The organism is Streptomyces sp. NBC_01460, assembly GCF_036227405.1.
Classification (GTDB): Bacteria; Actinomycetota; Actinomycetes; order Streptomycetales; family Streptomycetaceae; genus Streptomyces.
This window is the reverse complement of record NZ_CP109473.1, coordinates 1016042-1035934: the sequence shown is the minus strand read 5'-3', so window position 1 is coordinate 1035934 and position 19893 is coordinate 1016042. Positions and strand designations below refer to the sequence as shown.

Here is a 19893-nt window from a genome sequence, read left to right as displayed (position 1 = left end):
GGGACTGATCATGAAACAGCTGCTGCTCGACTTTCTCTGGTCCCATCTGCGCACGCTCGGCGCGTTCCGTGAATCCGGGCAGACTCCGGAGGCCGCACGGAAGGCGGCAGGCCTCGCGCCGGGGTACGACGCCTGGTTCGACGAGTGCCTGCGCGTCTTCGAGGGGGCCGGCTACATCGATCGGCGGGACGGCAGGATCCTGCTCGACGACGCCGTGCGGCACCGGCCGATCGGGCAGCTGTGGCGCGAGTGGGAGACGGCGAGGCCCGCGTGGCGGGAGAACCCCGACCTCGCGGCCACCCACTTACTGGTGGAGACCACCCTGCGTGCCTTCCCCGACATTCTCAGCGGACGGCGACCGGCCACCGAGGTCATCTTCCCCGGAGGATCGCTGGAGCTGGTGCAGAACGCCTACGCGACCAACCCGGCGTCAGCGTTCTTCAACCGGGTGCTGGCCGACGACCTGGTGGCGCGGCTGCGACGGCGGGCACGATCCCTGACGGCGGATGCCGCGCGGATCCTGGAGATCGGCGCCGGCACGGGTGCCACGAGCGCCGTCGTCCTGGAGGCGCTGCGGTCCGCGCGGCTGGACGTGCGCGAGTACTGCTACACCGACATATCAAGGGCCTTCCTGAACCACGCGGAGCGTACGTTCGGTGCGGGAAATCCTTCGTTGACCTGCGGAATCCTGGACATCGAGCGCCCGGTGGCGGATCAGGGCCTCACCCTCGGCGGGTACGACGCCGTGGTCGCCGCCAACGTCCTGCATGCCACCAGGGACATCCGCCACACCCTGCGCAACGCCAAGGCGCTTCTGCGGCCGGGCGGACTGCTGGTCCTGAACGAGCTGACCGCGAACAACCTGCTCAGCCAGTTCTCGTTCGGCCTCCTCGACGGATGGTGGCGCTACGAGGACCCGCACCTGCGCATCCAGGGCAGCCCGCTGCTCTCCACGGCGCACTGGCGGCACGTCCTGACGCAGGAGGGATTCCGCGCGATCGCTCTGCCCGCGCAGGATGCCGAGGACCTGGGACAGCAGATCATCGTGGCCGAGAGCGACGGCGTCGTACGACAGGCGACGGCCGTACCGCGCCCGTCCGCGCCGCAGGTGGCGCCGGTGCGCGAGAGTCCGGCGCCGGCCGTGGCCGATCACAACGCCGGGAGCGAGCCCGGAGACCGGCTGCGCGCCCACATCGAGGCAGTCGCGCTCGATGTGCTGGCAGAGGCGTTGGACATCCCGCGGACGAGGATCGGGCGGGGCGAGTCCTTCTCGAACTACGGGCTCGATTCGATCTTCGCGGTGAACGTGGCCCGGACCCTGGCCGGGACGCTCGGCATCGACCTCGACATCACCGTGCTGTTCGAGCACAACACCCTGGCCGAGCTCGGCGAGTTCATCGTCTCCGCATACGCCGAGGACCTGCGGGAGGTGCTTCCGCCGGAGCCCGCATCGCCGGATCGGGCGCCCGATCCCGTTCAGCCTCGACCTCAGCCTGCACTCGGCGAGGCCGCGCCGGACGAGGCCGCGCTCGACGGCATGGCGATCGTCGGCATGTCCGCACGCTTCCCCGGGGCCGACGACGTCGACGCGTTCTGGCGGATCGTCGAGCAGGGCGGACGGTGCATCACCGCACCGCCGGAGAAGCGTGCGGACTGGGCGTGCCACGGCGACGAGGCAGCCGCGCTGCGGGGCGGGTTCCTCGACGGGGTGCATGAATTCGATCCTCTCTTCTTCCGCATGTCGATGACCGAGGCGCGTCAGGTGACGCCGGAGCTGCGCCTGCTGTTGATGACGTCGTGGAACGCCGTCGAGGACGCGGGCTATCGGCCGTCGGAGCTGCGGAAGCGGCCCACGGGCGTGTTCGTCGCCACGACGCAGAGCGAGTACCGGCCCGCGGCCATGGACCTGATGAGCCTGCCGTCGCCCGCGATGGTGCCCAACCGGATCTCGTACCTGCTCGACCTCAACGGGCCCAGCGAGCAGTGCGACACGACGTGCTCGTCCTCGTTCGTGGCCCTGCACCGCGCGATCCGGTCCATCCGCGACGGCGAGTGCGAGCAGGCGATCGTCGGCGGGGTGAACCTGGTGATGTCGCCCGCGGGTTTCGGCGGGATGCGGGCCGCGGGGATGCTCAGCCCGCGCGGCGACGTCCGGCCGTTTCAGGAGGGCGCCGACGGAACGGCGCGCAGCGAGGGCGTCGCCGCCGTACTGATCAAACCACTGAGCCGGGCCATCGAGGACGGGGACTTCGTCCACTGCGTCGTGCGCGGCACCGGCGTGGCCCACGGCGGCAGAGGTGTGTCCTTCACGGCACCGAACATCAAGGGCATGAAGGCAGCGCTCGCGCACGCCTACGCCGACGCCGCGATCGATCCGGGCGCCGTCGACTACATCGAGACCCACGGCATGAGCTCGATGCTGGCGGACAGCGCGGAACTGGCAGCGCTCGGCGCCGGACTCCGCAGCGAGGACGACAGCGGACACGTGACGTATCTGGGCAGCGTGAAGCCCTGCATCGGGCACACGGAGGTGGTCTCCGGCCTCGCCGCGCTCGTGAAGACCGCGCAGGCGATGCGGCACGGCGTGATCCCGGCGCTCCCGGGCTTCGGACGGCTGCACCGCGACCTCTCCCTCGAGGGGACGCGGCTGCGCATCGCCACGCAGAACCTGCCATGGCCCGTGCGCACCGACGACGCCGGTCGGTCACTGCCCCGCCGCGCGAGCATGCACAGCTTCGGGATCGGCGGCGTGAACGCGCACGTCGTGCTGGAGCGGCACATCGCCTCCGCGCACCCGGACGACGCACCGGGTGCGCAGGTCCTCGTGCTCTCGGCGCAGAGTGTCGACGCTCTGCGCGAGCGGGCGCGCCGGCTGATCCATCGGCTCGCCGAAGCGGATCCCCGCTCCTGGGCGGACATCGCGTACACGTTGCAGGTCGGCCGGGAGGCGATGAGCTGCCGGCTGGCGTTCGTGGCGCAGGACACGGACGAGGCCGCTCGCATTCTGGGCGGTTGGCTCGACGGCGACCCGGACACGCTCGCCCACGTGTCGTTCGCCGACGGCGTCGATCCTGCCGCCGGCGCCGAGCACGACGGGAAGCCGACGCGGCTCGACCACGTATCGGAACACTGGGCCGCGGGCGGGTTCATGGACTGGGACCTGATGCATCGCGGCGCTCGACGCAGCCGGTTGCCACTGCCCGGGTATCCCTTCGCACGTCTGACGTGCTTCGCCGAGCAGGCGCCGCCGCCGGATCAGGCCCCGCACACAGGCGTCGGCCCTCCGGACGGCGACGCCTTCGTCGCCGACCTCGTCGCCTCGGTACTGGGCCTGTCGCGCCACGAGATCGACGGCACGAGGTCGCTCGCCGACTACGGTCTCAACTCCCTGCTCCTGGTCGCGATGCTGGGCCGGATCAGCCAGGTGTTTCCGGGGTTCCAGCCCGAATGGTGGCAGCCGCACGACACGTTGAACGACGTGGTCGCGAGGCTGCCCGATGCGGAGGCCCGCTCCACGCCCGTGCCGGCCCCGGAGCTGGTGCGCCTCAACGGCGCGACCGAGGGCAGGCCGGTCTTCTGGATCCACGGCGCCCTCGCCGGCGTCGAGTCGTACCGCACGATCGCCGAGCGGATCGACCGCCCGTTCTACGGCATCCAGGCCCGTGGCCTGCTGACCGAGGACGCGCCGATCGAGGGCGTCACGGCCATGGCCGAGTACTACACCGAGCTCATCCGCTCGGTGCAGCCCGAGGGGCCCTACGACATCGGCGGATTCTGCCTCGGCGGCATCGTCGCCTACGAGGTGACCCGGCGGCTGCAGGCGCAGGGCCAGGACGTGGCCTCGCTGACGATGGTGGACTCGCCGGACGAGACCGGCCTGGCGAAGTCCAACGCGAACGGAGCCCAGTCGGCGCGGAGCGCGGCTCTCCAGGTCGTCAATTCCCTGCTCTGGCCGCCGGGGGAGAAGGACCCCGCGGTCCTGCGTGCCCGTCTCGTCCACCGGGACGAGGTCGCGGAGGACCTGGACGAGGACGCGTTCGTCCTGCGGCTCGCCGAGTCGGCGGCCGAGCGCGGGCTCGCCATGAGACCCGCCCAGATCGCGCGGTTCATCAGGCGCAACATGGCGATCCAGCTCGCCTACCGGCTCGGCGAGCACACCATCAGGCCTCTGCCGCGGCCGGAAGCCGTGGCGTGCACCTACTTCCACAACCGGCGCGGGCTCTTCCTGGGCGAGGTCGAGCCCTACTTCCAGGTCGCGGGCGAGACCTTCTCCCTCGACCACGTGAACTACCAGCAGGACTGGGGGCGCGAGCTGCCGGGCCTTCGCCTGGTGGAGATCGACGCCGCGAACCACATGACGATCCTGAACGACGCGGGGCCGCTCGCCGCGATCGAGGACACCTGCCTGGCGCTCTACGCGCCCGACGAGATCGGGGCTTCCCGTGGCTGACCGGACCGCCGCCCGGACGTACGACCGCCGTGAGCCGGTGGCGATCGTCGGCATCGGTTGCCGACTGCCGGCACTGATCGAGGATCCGACCGCACTCTGGCAGGCTCTGCTCAAGGGCGTCGACGCGGTGCGTCAGGTGCCGGCCGACCGGTGGAACGCCACCGCGTGGGCCGACGCGGAGGCGTCCGGCGGGGCGGCGAACCGTCGAGGTGGATTCCTCGACGACGTCATGGGATTCGACGCGGAGCACTTCGGAATCCCGCCGGCCGAGGCACGGCAGATGGACCCGCAGCAGCGGATCGCCCTGGAGGTGGCGTGCGCCGCGGTCGAGGACGCGCGGCGTTCCACGGCGAGTCTCGCGGGCACACGCACCGGTGTCTTCATGGGCGCGATGTGGCAGGAGTACCCGCTGTTCACGCAGGGCGCCGCCGAGGCGATCCACGCCCACTCGGCCATCGGCTGGGACAACTCGGTGATCCCGTCCCGCATCGCCTACGCGCTGGGGCTGCGCGGCCCCGCGATGGGCGTGGCGACCGCGTCGAGCTCCTCCCTGGTCGCGGTGCACCTCGCCGTGCAGAGTCTGCGCTCCGGCGAGTCGGACTTCGCACTCGCCGGCGGCGTCAACCTGATGCTGCATCCGAACACCTCGGTGGCCTTGACGAAACTCGGCACGCAGAGCCCTGCCGGCCTGTGCCGTGCCTTCGACGGCGACGGCGACGGCTACGCCCGGGGCGAGGGCTGCGCGGTGGTCGTGCTGCGCCGGCTGTCCGACGCGCTCGCCGACGGTGACCGCGTCTACGCGCTGGTGCACGGCAGCGCCGTCAACAACGACGGCGCGACGGACGGACTGACCGCCCCCGGCCACGAGGCGCAGACGGAGGTGCTGCGGTCGGCGTGGGAGAACGCCGGCGTCGCGCCGCGCGCGGTGTCGTACGTCGAGGCGCACGGCACGGGCACGCCTCTGGGCGACGTGACGGAGGCGGGCGCGCTCGGCACCGTGTTCGGGCCCGACCGGACCGCGCCGCTGCGCATCGGCTCGGCGAAGACCAACTTCGGCCACCTCGAGCCGGCGGCCGGCGTGCTCGGGCTGGTCAAGGCCGCGCTGGCGGTGCACCACGGCGTCATTCCGCCCAGCCTGCACTTCCGCACACCGAACCCGCGCATCGACTTCCCCGCCGAACGTCTGGAAGTGGTCACCGAGGCAGCCGCGTGGCCGGCCGGGCCGCGGTTCGCGGGGGTGAGCAGCTTCGGATACGGCGGCACCAACGCGCATGTCGCCCTCGGCGAGGCGCCCGAGGGCGCGCCGGTACGGGCCACACCGGATGCGGGCGGTCCGGTCTGCCTGACGGTGTCCGGCACGAGCCCGCACTCGCTCGCGCGTAACGCCGCACGGCTGGCGAGCCACCTCGGGCAGTCGCCCGGGACCAGGCTGTCCGAGGTCGCCCACTCGCTGGCGACGACCCGCACGCAGCACCCCACCCGCGGCGTGGTGATCGCCGGAACGACGGACGAGGCGGTGGCCGGTCTGCGGGCGCTCGCCGCGGACGAGAGCCATGACGCGGTAGTGACGGGCGCGGCTGCCGGTCGTGGCCGCGTCGCGTTCGTCTTCCCCGGCCAGGGCGCCCAGTGGTGGGGGATGGGCCGGTCGCTGTGGGAGCAGAACGACGCGTTCCGCGAGGCCGTGACGGCCTGCGACGAGGCCCTTTCCCCGCACACCGGGTTCTCGGTCGCCGCGGTGGTGCGTGGGCAGGACGGTCTCGCGCCGCCCTTCACGCGCACGGACGTGGTGCAGCCGGCGTTGTTCGCGATGTACGTCGGTCTCGCCGCGATGTGGCGCGCCTGGGGCGTCGAGCCCTCTGCGGTCGTCGGCCACAGTCAGGGTGAGGTGGCCGCGGCGGTCGTCAGCGGGGCGCTGAGCCTGGCGGACGGCGCTCGCATTGTGGCGTTGCGTGCCCGGGCCGTGCACGATCATGCGCCGGACGGGGCGATGGGACTCGTGGAGCGCCCGGTGGGCGAGGTCATCGAGGAGCTGGCGGCCTACGGCGACGCGCTGTCCGTCGCGGTGGTGAACACCGCGCGATCGACCGTCGTGGCCGGAGACGCCGAGGCGGTGGACCGCTTCCTCGCGCAGATGGAGGCCACCGGCGCGTACTGCCAGCGCGTGGACGTGGACTACGCATCGCACAGCCCGCACATGGATTCGCTGCTGCCCGCGCTGCGCGAGCAGCTCACCGGCCTTGCCCCCGCGGACGCGGGGATCGCCTTCTACTCGAGCGTGACGGGGGAGCGGGTGACCGGGCCGGAGCTCGACGCGGACTACTGGTGCCGCAACCTGCGCCGGCCGGTGCGCTTCGACCGCGCGCTGGAACGCCTGCGAGCGGACGGGTTCGGGATCTTCGTCGAGGTGAGTCCGCATCCGGTGCTCGGGATAGCCCTGGCGCAGGGAACCGAAGCCGACGGGACGGCCGTCGTGGTGGGCAGCCTGCGCCGCGGTCACGGCGGGATCGAACAGGCGCTGCGGGCGCTGGCGGAGCTGCACGTCCAAGGGGTCCCGATCCCGTGGAAGCGGGTGTTCCCGACCTCGGACACGCGAAGGGCGGACCTTCCGACGTACGCGTTCGAACACCGCAGGTACTGGCTGGACGAACACGACGACGCGATCCCGGTCGTCGACGGTGCTTCGTGGCGCGAGGACGTGCGGGCACTGCCGGAACCCGAGCGTCTGGGATCGATGGTCGCACTCGTCACGGAGGAGGCCGCGGCCTTGCTCGGCCGGCCCGTGGAAGGCGTGCGCCCCGACACGACGCTGCGCGATCAGGGGCTTGACTCCCTCATGGTGGTCGAGCTGCGAAACCGCCTCAGTGCACGGACACGGGTCGCGCTGCCCATGGTCCTCGCCTTCGACTACCCCACGCCGCGAGCGATCGCGACGCTGCTGCTGACGCACGCGGATGCGCCGTACGAGGCCCCGGAAGTCTCGACCGCCGTCGCCGCGGTGCCCGTGCGGCCCGACGATGACGACCCCGTCGTGATCGTGTCCATGGCCTGCCGGCTTCCGGAGGGAGTCGACACGCCCGAAGCGTTCTGGGAACTGCTCGTCGACGGCCGCGAAGCCTCCTCCCCGTTCCCACAGCGCTGGGACGGGTGGGATCTCAGCACGATCGAGGAGGCGGAGCGCGCCGCCACCGGCAGGCGCTTCGAGCGCAAGGGCGGCTTCGTACGCGACGTCGAGGACTTCGACGCGGCGTTCTTCGGGCTCAGCCCGCGTGAGGCGCTGTCCCTGGACCCGCAGCAGCGGCTCGTTCTGGAAGTCGTGTGGGAGGCACTCGAACGGGCCGGTCTGCCCGCTGCGTCCATCGAGGGCAGCAACACGGGCGTCTACCTGGGGGCGATGAGTTCGGACTACGACGTCGCTCAGCGCTGGGACGTCGGGAGCAGTGACGGCTACAAGATCACCGGCAACGGGTCGAGCCTGATCTCCGGGCGTGTGGCCTATACCCTCGGCCTGTCCGGGCCCGCGCTCACCATCGACACCGCGTGCAGCTCGTCGCTCGTGGCCCTGCGCCTGGCGTGCGAGGCGCTGCGCAGCGGCGAGTGCGACCTGGCGCTCGCCGGCGGAGTGACCGTGATGAGCACCCCGCAGATCTTCGTCGAGTTCAGCCGCCTCAACGGGCTCGCGGCCGACGGCCGCTGCAAGAGCTTCGCCGACGACGCCGACGGGACGAGCTGGGCGGAAGGCTGCGGCGTCCTGGTGCTCAAGCGGCTCTCGGACGCGAGGCGCGACGGTGACCGTGTGCTGGCCGTCGTGCGGGGCACCGCCATGAACCAGGACGGCCGCAGCCAGGGTCTCACCGCGCCGAACGGCCTCGCGCAGCAGCGCGTGCTGCGCAGCGCCCTGGCCGACGGGGGACTGGCCCCGGCCGACATCGACGCCGTCGAAGCGCACGCCACGGGCACGGTGCTCGGCGATCCCATCGAGGCCGGCGCCCTTGCCGCAGTGTTCTCGGGCCGCGTGCGGCCCCTGCACCTGGGATCGGCCAAGTCCAACATCGGCCACGCTCAGGCGGCCTCCGGCGTCATCGGCGTCATCAAGATGGTGATGGCGCTTCAGCACGAGTTGCTGCCCCGCACGCTCCACGCGGAGAGGCCGAACACCCGGATCGACTGGACCGGCGGCGAACTGGAGCTCCTGCGGCAGCCGAGGAAGTGGCCGCGGACCCGACGGGTGCGTCGCGCCGGCATCAGCTCCTTCGGTATCAGTGGCACGAACACGCACATCATCATCGAAGAAGCACCGGAGACCGTCGTCGCGGACCGGCCCGGCGACGATCTCGTCCACCCGTTGGTGATCTCAGGCACCGACACGGCCGCTCTGCGTGCGCAGGCCCAGCACTGGGCCGAGTGGCTCGACGCGCGGCCCGCCACGTCGGTGCGGGACATCGCGTACACCTCCGCTGTCGGCCGTACGCACTTCGACGCGCGCGCCGTGGTCTTCGCGGGCAACGCCATGGATGCTGCCGAAGCCCTGCGTGCGGTCGAGCCCGGCTCCGGTACGGCGCTGGGGGAGATCGCCTTCGTGTTCGGCGGTCAGGACGCGCAGCCCCCAGGGACGAACAGGCAACTGCTGGAGCAGAGCGCGGTGTTCCGCGACACCGTGGCGGAGTGCGACGCGGCGCTCTCGCCGTTGACCGGCTGGTCCGTGCTGAAGGTGATGCGTGGCGAGGAGGACGTGAACAGTCAGGATGTGCTGCCGTGCACGCTGTTCGCGGCACACCTCGGACGTGCGGCGCTGTGGCGCAGCTGGGGCGTCGAGCCGGCGGCGCTGGTGGGCGACGCGCACGGCGAGGTCGCCGCCGCCGTGGTGAGCGGGGCGTTGAGCCTGGAGGACGGCGCCCGCGTCATCGCCCTTCGAGCTCGCGCGCTCTCGGGGGACGCGGCCGGCGGTGCGATGTCGGGGATCGTCCCTGCCCGGACCTCCATCCCTTTCCATTCGCGCCTGACGGGTGAGGTCGTGCCGGGCCCGGAGCTCAGCGGCGCCTACTGGTTCCGCGACCTGCCGGAGCCGGAGCCCATGGGGCTCGACCACGCGCTGGAGCGGCTGCGCGCCGAGGGCTTCGGAACGTTCGTCGAGGTCGGCCCGCCCTCCGAAGGTGCCTCGGGCGGCCTGGACCAGCTCTGGCGAGCGGCCGCCACGTTGTTCGAGCGTGGCTTCTCCCTGGACTGGGAGCGAGTGCTCGGGTCCCGTGGCGCCGCCAAGGTCGACGCCCCGACGTACGCGTTCCAACGCCAACGCTTCTGGCTGGGCGAGCCTCCGGCCGGGCCCGTCGCGGTGACGGCAGGTCAGCCCCGCGACGCGCACCCGTGGTTCGACGCGATCACGACGCTCGCCGGCAGCGGCGGTTACCTGTTCACCGGCCGGCTGTCGCTCGACGCGTGCCCGTGGCTGGCCGATCACGTCGTCGGCGGGCAGGTCTACGTGCCGGGCGCGGGCTTGACCGACGCCGCGCTGTTCGCCGCCCGGACCGCAAGTGCCGACACCGTGGCAGACCTGACGCTGCTGGAGCCGGTCGTCCTCCTTCCGGGCCGCGCGCTGCGGATCCAGGCCACCGTCGGCGATCCGGACGCGCACGGACGACGCCCCTTCGCGTTCCACAGCCAGCCCGAGGACACGGATGAGCCGCTGGCCTGGCAGCAGCACGTGACCGGGGAGTGCGTGACCCGCGCGGGCGTCGGTGCCACGACGCCGCCGGACATCGGCGACTGGCCGGTGCCCGATGCCCGGGCCCTCGACATCGAAGCCTTCTACGGACGCGCCCTCGCGAACGGGCTCGACTACGGCCCGGCCTTCCGAGGACTGCGCGAACTCGCCTGCCGCGACGGCGTCCACTACGCGCGGGTATCCCTTCCGGACACGCTGGATCCGGCCGACCACGGCCTGCATCCGGCACTGTTGGACGCGGCACTGCAGGTCGTCGTCGCCGGTCTGATGGAGGCGGGTGCGGCTCCCGGGCCGCTCGTCCCGTTCATCTGGTCGGACGTCGAGCTGTACCGTGCCGCAGGCAGAGAACTGACCGTGCGGGTGTCGTTCGAATCCGGCGGAGACGAGGGCCTCGCACCGGCCACCGTATGGCTGGCGGACCCGGCAGGGCAGTTGGTGGCCCGGATCGGCAGGCTCAAGTTCCAGCGCGGCAGACGTCGCGGACACCCGGCCGCCGAGCATCTCTACCGCGTCGGCTTCGAACGCGTACACCCCGTGGCCGGAACCCCCGACCCCGCGGGCACCCTCGTGGTCGGCGACGCCGAGTTGGGCGCGGGGCTCGGCGCCGACCTCGTACCCGACCTGGACGCCCTCGTGAAGCGGCTCGATGTCCGGGCGGACACGCCTCGGCGACTGCTGTTCGCTCTGCCTGACTGCGCGTCCGCCCAGTGGTACGACGCGGAACGCAGCGCCGCCGAAGCGCTGCGGACGCTTCAGGTGTGCCTGGGCGATGCCCGGCTTCAAGGCGCGGAACTCATCTGGATCACCCGAGACGCAGTGTCATCGAGCCCTGACGATCAGGTAGGGAACTGGGCCCAGGCCGCGGTGTGGGGCATGGTGCGCACGGCCCGCACGGAACAACCCGAGCGCGTCCTGCGCCTGATCGACCTCGACCCCGGTACGCCGGACTTCCGGCTCCTGGCGCGCGTGATCGAGACCGGCGGCGAACCGGAGTGCGTGCTGCGCGGCGAGACCGCCCACGTGCCACGAGCAAGGCCGACCATCGGTGAGGCCGACGCGCTCGTCCTGCCGGACGAAGGAAGCTGGCACGTGCGTCAGCGGGAAGACGATCAGCTGGACGTCGTCGCCGCCCCGCACGACGAGGGCGCGCCGGAGCCGGTCGGGCCGCGGGACGTCCGCGTCACGGTGCGCGCCGCCGGGATGAGCCCGAGGCACGCACCACAGGTACTGGAGTTCGCAGGGATCGTCATGGAGGTCGGCAGGGACGTCACCTCCCTGCACGCGGGTGACCGGGTCATGGGCAGCGCGGCAGGCCCTCTGGGCAATCGGATCAGCGGGGACGGTGCCACCCTCAGGCCGCTGCCCGCGCACCTCACCTTCGCGCAGGCGGCCGCTGATCCGTCCGCCCCCGATTCGAGGCAGGACGAGGTGTCGTTCACTGCCTTCGACGTACGCGACGCGCCGTGTGCCCTGCGCCAGGCGCGGAAGAAGGCCGCGCACAAGACCGTGCTGACCGTGCCACGCGCCCTCGACCCGGACGGCACGGTGCTGATCACCGGCGGTCTCGGCGAGCTCGGCAGCGCGCTCGCCACGCACCTGGTCCGCACGCACGGAGTGCGGCGGCTCGTGCTTCTGTCGCGGCGCGGTGGCAACGTCCCCGAAGCCGGCTCGTTCGTGCGGGAGCTCGAAGCCGCGGGCGCCGAGCGAGTGGATCTGGTCGCGGGCGACGTCGCGGAGCGGGCCGCGGTGGCCGCGGCACTGGAAGGGATCGACCCGCGCCATCCCCTCACCGCCGTGTTCCACCTCGCCGGCGTGCTCGACGACGGCCTGGTGCAGGGCTTCACCGCGGAGCGGCTGCACCGGGTGATGGCACCCAAGGTCCGGGGCGCGCGCCTGCTGGACGAGCTGACCGAGCAGCTGGACCTGGCTGCGTTCGTGCTCTTCTCCTCGGCGGCCGGAACGCTGGGCACCGCAGGACAAGGCGGGTACGCCGCGGCGAACGCGACACTCGACGCCCTGGCGGCGAACCGGCGCAAGCGGGGTCTGGCCGGACTCAGCCTTGCCTTCGGGCTCTGGGAACAGGCCGGAGTGGGCATGACCGCCCACCTCGGCAAGGGCGAGCTGGGACGCCTGCGGCGTCAGGGGATCGGTGCCCTGACCTTGGCTGAGGGCCTGCATGCTCTGGACGTCGCACTTTCGCGGCCCGAGGCCCAGCTGATGCCCGTGCACCTTGAACTGGCATCGCTGCGACACGCGCTCGGCGACACGGAAGCGCCTCCCTTGCTGCGCGACATGCTGCCGCGCACCACTGAAGGGCGCCGAGCCGAGGTTTCCGAGAACGCGCAGTCGCTCGATACGCGGATGGCCGGCGCCTCCGAAGCCGAACGGGCGGATCTGCTGCTGGACCTCGTCCGCAGCGAGGCCGCCGACGTGCTCGGCCTGCCCGGACCCGACAGCGTGCCGGCCGACAGAGCACTGCGTTCCCTCGGGATCGACTCGCTCACCATGGTCCAGTTGCGCAAGCGCCTCGCCAAGCGGCTGAACACCACGCTGCCCGCCACCTTGGTGTTCGACTACCCGACCGCCGAGGCCATCGCCGGGCTCCTGCTCCACCAGGCCACCACCCTGAGAGGGAACGAGAAGTGAAGACAGAGGCCCTGTTCATCGCGGGTACGGCGACCTACCTCCCCCCGGCGACCAAGGTCGAACAAGCCGTCGCCGACGGCCGGTTCGACGCCCAGGACGCCGAGGACACGCAGCTCGAGTCGGTCTGCGAGGCCACGGACGAAGCTCCGCCCGAGATGGCGGTGGCCGCTGCCAGGGACGCCCTAAAAAGGTCGGGTCACCGGGCCGAGGACATCGCGCTGCTTCTGCACGCCTGCGTGTACTTCCAAGGCCTCGAGCTCTACCCGACGGCTTCCTACATCCACCGCGAAGTACTCGGGGACCACTCGGCGCTCGCCTTCGAGGTCAAGAACGCTTCCAACGGCTGCATGACCGCGTTGGACATCGCGGCGCGCTCCCTCGCGGCCACCGACGACGTGGCGGCGCTGGTGACCACCGCCGACAAGGTCGGTCCGCCGGCGATCGACCGCTGGAACAGCGACATCGGCATCGTCCCCGGCGACGGCGCGTCGGCGATGGTGCTCAGCAAGAGGTCCGGGTTCGCACAGGTGCTGAGCACCTCCACGGTGTCGGATCCCACCCTTGAGCGCCTGCATCGCGGCGACGCGCCCTTCACCCCGCACCACGACCCCACGCTCCCCATCGATCTGCGTCTGCGTAAACTGCAGTACCTGGGAGACGTGGAGCTCGACGAGTTCACCCGCCGATTCCGGGCCGGCCTCAGCGACTGCGTCGATCGAGCCCTGCACGACGCGGACATTCGTCTGGGCGACGTCGCCCGGTTCGTCGTTCCGCACTTCGGGCGCATCGTGCTGCAGCGCGAGGTCCTCGCCGCACTCGACATCGACCTCGATCTCACGACCTGGTCCTGGGGCCGCACCGTCGGCCACCTCGGCGCGGGCGACCAGATCGCCGGACTCGACCACCTCGTGAAGGAGCGTGCCGTGGACGTCGGCGACCTCTGCATGCTGCTCGGCGTCGGCGCCGGCTTCACCTGGACGTGCGCCGTGGTCCGGATCATGGAGCTTCCCGAGTGGCCGACGCGGCCCGCCGGATTCGACCTCGGGGGCGGGCGGATCTGATGCGCTGCTACGTGTTCCCGGGACAGGGCACCCAGAAGAAGGGGATGGGACGGAGCCTGTTCGGAAGGTTCCCCGACCTCCGAGGCCGCGCCGACCGGGCGCTCGGATACTCGGTCGAAGAGCTCTGTCTGGAGAACCCGGAACGACGGCTGTCCGACACCGCGTACGCGCAACCCGCGATCTACGTCGTCAACGCGCTGCACTGGTCAGCGGCGCAGGAGGACCTGCCACCCGCGGACTACTTCGCGGGCCACAGCCTCGGCGAGTACAGCGCACTGTTCGCGGCCGGCGCCTTCGACTTCGAAACAGGCCTGACGCTGGTGCAACGCCGTGCGGAGTTGATGAGCCAGGTCAGCGGCGGTGCGATGGCCGCAGTCGTCGGTGTCTCCGAGCAGATCGTCGAGGAGACCCTGGCGCAGCACGATGCCACCGGAGTCGTCATCGCCAACTACAACGCGCCCGAGCAGTTCGTGCTCTCCGGCAGCCGCGAGGAACTGGCGCGGATCAAGGTGGTCTTCGAGAAGGTGGAGGGTGTCCGAGGCTTCATCCCGGTCCGGGTCAGCGGACCCTTCCACGCGCCGGCGATGGCCCCGGCCGCCGCGCGCTTCCGCTCCCTGCTGGCCGCGGTCGACGTGGGTGAACTGCGGACACCGGTCATCTCCAACGTGACCGGCCGGCCGTTCGGCCCCGATGCGCAGGAAGTCCGCGAACTGCTCGCCGAACAGATCGCCAAGCCCGTCCGCTGGACCGACTGCATCCGGTATCTGCGGGACGCGGGCGTGTCGGAATTCACGGAACTGGGCGAATCGAAGGTGCTCACCTCGCTCATCGACCGGATCACCACCGCGCAGGAGCCCGCGCCCGACCCACGCCGAGACCTGATCGAGCGCATCAAGCGCGAGATCCTCCAGCCGGAGATCGGCGACGAGGCGCTGGGCTTCGACGAGGACGCGTCGTTCCGGCAGCTCGGCCTGAACTCCATCATCTACGTGCGCCTGGCCCGCCGGGCCGCAACGGTCCTCGGCGTTCCGATCAAGCCGGACGTCATCTTCCAGCACCGTTCCTGCGCCGCCCTGGCGGACCACCTCCTGACCCGCGACGACGTCGCCCCAGCCGCAGCACCCGAGGCCCCACCCGCGCCTCTGCGCGAATACCAGGACGAACGGGTTACGGCCCTGCTGCGCGACTGTGCGAACGGAACCCTCAGCGTGGACCGGACCATCGAGGCGATCCGCGCCCTCGCGTGACGAGCGCCGCATGCAACAGAACTTCGTCTTGATCTGACGGCTCCGGGGACGAACAGTGCCCCGATGGCTTCCCTCCGGGTGGACAGGTGATGAGCAACCTGATGCGCGGCGGCGACTTCACCATGGCCGGGCGCGTGATTCCTTCGGATCCACCACTTCGCTCCGCCTTGACTTCACGTGCTGCGACAACAGGGAGCCGATTGACTCGCAGGCGAGTCGTTTCCGGAACGGCGCCAGCTGTTATGACCACCGTTCGAACTCGGCGTCGAGGCGCGTGTCGACGCGCACCCAGACTTCACCGTCGGCGGCCTCAGCCGGGGCGTCGACTCGTTCGAGACCGAGGAATTCGATCAACCGGAGCAGTTCGGCTCGTTCAGCCCGGTCATCGTCGGCATCGTGCGAATCGAAGAAGACGAAATACTGGTTGCTCGGGTCTACGATTCCAGAATTCGCCCAGATCCGGGCGACTTCTTCGATTGCCGCGGATTCGGTCGTGATCGTGGCGGCGCGGGCGACACCGCGAGTCTCCGGTGGCGCATCGAGGTCGGCCAAGTCCGGGAACCACTGGCCGAAGTGGTCGAGGCCGGCATATCCGTTCTCGAAGAACAGCATCGCGCTCGGCGTGTAGCGATTGGCCCTGTCGACCGCGAGGTATTCGGACCGGCGTCGGTCCGCCGCCTCGATCCGGGCGATCACACCTTGACCGGGCATGAGCACCAGTTTCTGGCCTGCCGGCACATCTTCGATGGTGTAGGTGTCGGAATCCCGCTCCCGGAAGAACGCGGAGAACGCTACGTACGCTTCCTGAGGGTCACCCACGGAGACCTGCTGGTCGTTTCCGTCACCTACAGCGAAGACGAACTGTTTTGGTCCGGGGTTGTAAGGGCGAGCCATTTGTGTCCTTCGTTCACATGCGATATCCCCAGCAGCGTAGGTGTGCCGGAACAGTCGGTGCGGGCACGTCGGTGAAGACGATCTCGGCGTGGCCGCCGTGGGAGCCGACTCAGCTCGGCGTGAGGGTGCGCCGGTGATGGTCAGCGACGGCCGGTGGACAGGACGACGAGGAACTGGCCGCCGCCCGGCTCGATGCCGGCGGTCACCGGCAGCCCCGGCACCAGGCGGGAGAACCGGTCCACCAGCCAGTCCGCCGCCGCCTGGGCGTCCCGCTCGGTCGGACAACGCCCCACCATCTCGCGGCCCCCCTTGCGCTCCAGCCGCCCGGCGACGGTGATCAGCGGCGCGGGTTCGACCACGTACAGGCTGTCCGGCCAGGCGATGGTCACCTTGACCGCGCCCTTGCGGGTGTTGCATCCGCGGTGCGCGAGCCGCTCGGCGACCTTGGCCTTCCGGTCGGCGGTCCGGCTGTCGACGCTGGGCCCTCGCGGGTCGTTCACCGACTCGTCGGGGTCGACCGCTTCGTCGCACACCCAGCAGCGCCAGCCGTCGCGCTCGGCCACATCATCAAGGAGACTCATCCGAGCAAACTAGCCTGCCCGGCCTCCGTCCCGCGCACCAGGGCTTGGCAAGGTCCCCATGAATGCGGCGGCCGGGCATCTGGCGCCGATCGGGCATGGAGTGCCCCCCCACCAGGGGGTGAGGTGCGCGCCCCGAGACCCGGCAGGAAGACCTTGTTCCCGCTTCGGCTCCGGGGCGCCGGTGGCCGGGCCGCGTGCCGGGGGTGCGAGGGTGTTCCCCGAAGACGGGGGTAGAGGAGTGAGGAGTGCCGAGTGAGGGAGGGACGATGACGAAGGACACATCGCTGCGCGCGGTGGGATGGGCTCAGTCGTTTCCGGTCTCGCAAGGCGTGCGGGCCGGCCGCCGTTGGACGCGTGAGCACCTGGCTTCCCTGGAGTGGACCAGGGAAGCCCCCGACATGGTCGACTCGATCCTGCTCAGTGTCTCCGAACTGGTCACCAACGCACACGTGCACGCGCACAGTGACGCCCAGCTGGTTCTGACCTGGGACAGCCACTGCCTGCATGTGAGTGTCCACGACTCCGACCCCGTGCCCCCGGCCAAGCAGCCCGAGGACCTCACGACGACCGGGGGGCGCGGAATGGCCATCATCGACGCGCTCTCCGACGGCTGGGCCACGCATCCGCAGGCGTCGGGCAAGACCGTCACCGCGTGTTTCGTACCGCCGGGCGCTCCGAAGCCCGGGCACGGCGGGGACATCAGCTGAGTTCTGGGCGGCGGCGAACCACGGCGGGAGGGCGAGGTCCCGTCCCCCTGCGTCGTACGCCTCGCGCCGGTGTACGCCTCGTGCCGGGAGGGGAAGTCCGGCGGCACCGACTGGACCGCTCGCGCAGTCTTCCGCCGGCCGGCCGTCCCACCGCTTGTCTGTCGGTTGGCGGCATGGAGCGCGAGGAGCGCGCCCAGCAGGGCGGTCAGTTCGGTACGGCTCGACAGGTCCGCTTCGCGCCGGTGCACACGGAGTCCCAGGCGTAGGAACGCGCGCCGCCCGGGGAACTCCGCAAGCCCTACCGATGCGTGCGGGCACGGGAAATGATGAGCACCGCACATGAACCAGGTGATCCGCAGTTCCCCGGCTCCAGGCCGGACGGACTGGCGGCGAAAGGAGTTCACGGTGTTGCTTCTCATCTCCCCGGACGGCGTCGAGGAAGCGCTCGCCTGCGCGAAGGCGGCGGAGCACCTCGACATCGTCGACGTCAAAAAGCCCGATGAGGGCTCTCTCGGCGCCAACTTCCCCTGGGTCATCCGGGAGATCCGCGACGCGGTACCGGCGGACAAACCGGTGTCCGCCACGGTGGGCGACGTGCCGTACAAGCCTGGCACCGTGGCGCAGGCCGCGCTCGGCGCGGCCGTCTCCGGAGCCACGTACATCAAGGTGGGCCTGTACGGATGCACGACTCCCGAGCAAGGCGTCGAGGTCATGCGGGCGGTGGTCCGGGCGGTGAAGGATCACCGTCCGGATGCGCTCGTCGTCGCCTCGGGCTACGCCGACGCCCACCGCGTCGGCTGCGTCAATCCGCTCGCCCTGCCCGACATCGCGGTCCGCGCCGGTGCCGACGCGGCCATGCTGGACACCGCGATCAAGGACGGGACGCGGCTGTTCGACCACGTTCCGCCCGATGCCTGTGCCGAGTTCGTCCGCCGCGCCCACGCCTCCGGTCTGCTCGCCGCCCTCGCGGGCAGCGTCAAGCAGGCCGACCTCGCCGCGCTCACCCGTATGGGCACGGACATCGTGGGCGTGCGGGGAGCGGTCTGTTCGGGCGGTGACCGCAATGCCGGAAGGATCCAGCCGCTCCTGGTCGCCGCCTTCCGGGCGGAGATGGACCGGCAGGCCCGGGAGCACGCCGCCGACGTCCCGGCCCTGAACTGACCACCGGGATGCCGACACCGGAAGCCGGCCACGCCCCCGGACACCGTGCCCCACGCCTCGCCGTCATCGATCCGTCCACCGGGGAGAGCTTCGGCGAGACCCCTGACCAGCATCCGGACGAGCTGGACGACGTGATCGAGCGGGCCCGGCAGGCCTGGGCCGGATGGCGCGCCGACCCGGCCGCCCGCACCACCGGGCTGAACGCCGCCGCCGACGCCGTGGAGGCGGCCGGCGACGACCTCGCTCCGTTGCTCACCCGGGAACAGGGCAAGCCCCTGAGCGAGTCGTACGCCGAGGTCGCCCGTACGGCGGCGCGGCTGCGGTACTTCGCCGATCTGGCTCCCCGTACCCGCCGGATCGACGACGGCCGGCCCGTGCACAGCGAGATCCGCTGGCGCCCCCTCGGACCCGTCGCCGCGATCGTGCCGTGGAACTTCCCCCTTCAGCTCGCGTCGGCGAAGTTCGCGCCCGCGCTCGCGGCCGGCAACACCGTGGTCCTCAAACCGTCCCCGTACACCCCCCTTGCCACCCGACTGCTCGGTGCCGTCCTCGCCACAGCCCTGCCCGAGGACGTCCTGACCGTCGTCACCGGCCGGGAACCTCTCGGCGCCCGCCTCGCCTCCCACCCGGGTATCCGTCACGTCACCTTCACCGGCTCGGTTCCGACCGGGCGGGCCGTCGCCGGGGCCGCGGCCGTCTCCCTCGCCCGTGTCACCCTGGAACTGGGTGGCAATGACGCGGCCGTCCTCCTGGACGACGTCGACGTGGACAGGATCGCGGACCGGCTGTTCTGGGCCGCCTTCCGCAACTGCGGGCAGGTCTGCATGGCGGTCAAACGCGTCTACGCGCCGGCCCGGCTCCACGCCGAGGTCGTCGAGGCCCTCGCACACCGCGCGAAGACCGTCGTCGTCGGACCCGGCCTGGACTCGGGCACCCGGCTCGGGCCGGTCAACAACGTCCATCAGCTGGCCCGGGTCGAGCGGGTCACGCAACGCGCCCTGGCGGCCGGTGCCAGGGCGGCGACCGGCGGTCACCGGCTCGACGGACCAGGCTACTTCTACGCTCCCACGATCCTCACTGACGTCCCTCCCGACGACCCGGTGGTGACCGAGGAACAGTTCGGACCGGTCCTGCCGGTGCTGCCGTACCGCAACCTCGACGAAGCCGTCGAAGCGGCCAACGGCACCGGCTTCGGGCTGGGCGGCTCCGTCTGGGGCACCGACCTCGACCGGGCGGCGGCGACAGCCGACCGGCTCGAATGCGGCACGGCCTGGATCAACCACCACGCCGAACTCTCCCTCGCCCAGCCCTTCGCCGGCGTCAAGGACAGCGGGGTCGGCGTCGCGGGGGGACCGTGGGGCCTTTACGGCAACCTCCGTCCGTTCGTCGTGCACCGGCCGCGGGAGGAGGAGAGATGAGGTACCGGC

The 19893-nt window shown here is 71.3% G+C and carries 9 protein-coding genes; 7 read left to right on the top strand and 2 right to left on the bottom strand.

Annotated elements, in window-relative coordinates; all coding sequences use genetic code 11:
* Nucleotides 1-10 precede the first annotated feature (10 nt).
* Genes OG488_RS04565 through fabD form a run of 4 tightly spaced genes read left to right on the top strand, consistent with a single transcriptional unit; the run spans nucleotide 11 to nucleotide 15123 of the window.
* On the top strand, nucleotides 11-4450 hold the full coding sequence (locus OG488_RS04565; RefSeq protein ID WP_329226155.1) for a beta-ketoacyl synthase N-terminal-like domain-containing protein: 4440 nt from the start codon (nucleotides 11-13) through the stop codon (nucleotides 4448-4450).
* A complete protein-coding gene (locus OG488_RS04560) occupies nucleotides 4443-12815 on the top strand; it encodes a type I polyketide synthase (protein ID WP_329226153.1) in 8373 nt (2790 codons plus the stop codon). The genes OG488_RS04565 and OG488_RS04560 overlap by 8 nt, the downstream gene beginning before the upstream one ends.
* Complete coding sequence (locus tag OG488_RS04555) at nucleotides 12812-13876, top strand: ketoacyl-ACP synthase III family protein (protein ID WP_329226151.1); 1065 nt, start codon at nucleotides 12812-12814, stop codon at nucleotides 13874-13876. Before OG488_RS04560 ends, OG488_RS04555 begins: the two co-directional genes overlap by 4 nt.
* The gene (gene fabD, locus OG488_RS04550; protein ID WP_329226149.1) at nucleotides 13876-15123 is read left to right on the top strand and encodes an ACP S-malonyltransferase; all 1248 of its coding nucleotides are present in this window, start codon (nucleotides 13876-13878) and stop codon (nucleotides 15121-15123) included. The genes OG488_RS04555 and fabD overlap by 1 nt, the downstream gene beginning before the upstream one ends.
* Before the next feature lie 240 nt (nucleotides 15124-15363).
* Here the strand turns inward: fabD and OG488_RS04545 are convergent, their stop codons facing one another.
* Together OG488_RS04545 and OG488_RS04540 are read right to left on the bottom strand one after the other, a co-directional pair.
* Nucleotides 15364-16017: a DUF6357 family protein gene (locus OG488_RS04545; protein WP_329226147.1), complete on the bottom strand. Its 654-nt coding sequence runs from the start codon at nucleotides 16015-16017 to the stop codon at nucleotides 15364-15366.
* Between the two features lie 140 nt (nucleotides 16018-16157).
* Complete coding sequence (locus tag OG488_RS04540; protein ID WP_329226146.1) at nucleotides 16158-16598, bottom strand: hypothetical protein; 441 nt, start codon at nucleotides 16596-16598, stop codon at nucleotides 16158-16160.
* A 266-nt stretch (nucleotides 16599-16864) separates the two neighbouring features.
* Here OG488_RS04540 and OG488_RS04535 point away from each other — a divergent pair, with 266 nt between their 5' ends.
* The 3 genes from OG488_RS04535 to OG488_RS04525 all read left to right on the top strand — a co-directional run bounded on the left by OG488_RS04535 (nucleotide 16865) and on the right by OG488_RS04525 (nucleotide 19884).
* Nucleotides 16865-17305, top strand: a complete 441-nt coding sequence (locus OG488_RS04535) for an ATP-binding protein (RefSeq protein WP_329226144.1) — start codon at nucleotides 16865-16867, stop codon at nucleotides 17303-17305.
* 405 nt (nucleotides 17306-17710) lie between these two features.
* Nucleotides 17711-18466, top strand: a complete 756-nt coding sequence (locus OG488_RS04530) for a (5-formylfuran-3-yl)methyl phosphate synthase (RefSeq protein WP_329226142.1) — start codon at nucleotides 17711-17713, stop codon at nucleotides 18464-18466.
* Nucleotides 18467-18474: 8 nt separating this feature from the next.
* Nucleotides 18475-19884, top strand: coding sequence for an aldehyde dehydrogenase family protein (locus OG488_RS04525; protein ID WP_329226140.1), 1410 nt, complete (start codon nucleotides 18475-18477; stop codon nucleotides 19882-19884).
* The last annotated feature ends 9 nt before the right edge of the window (nucleotides 19885-19893 follow it).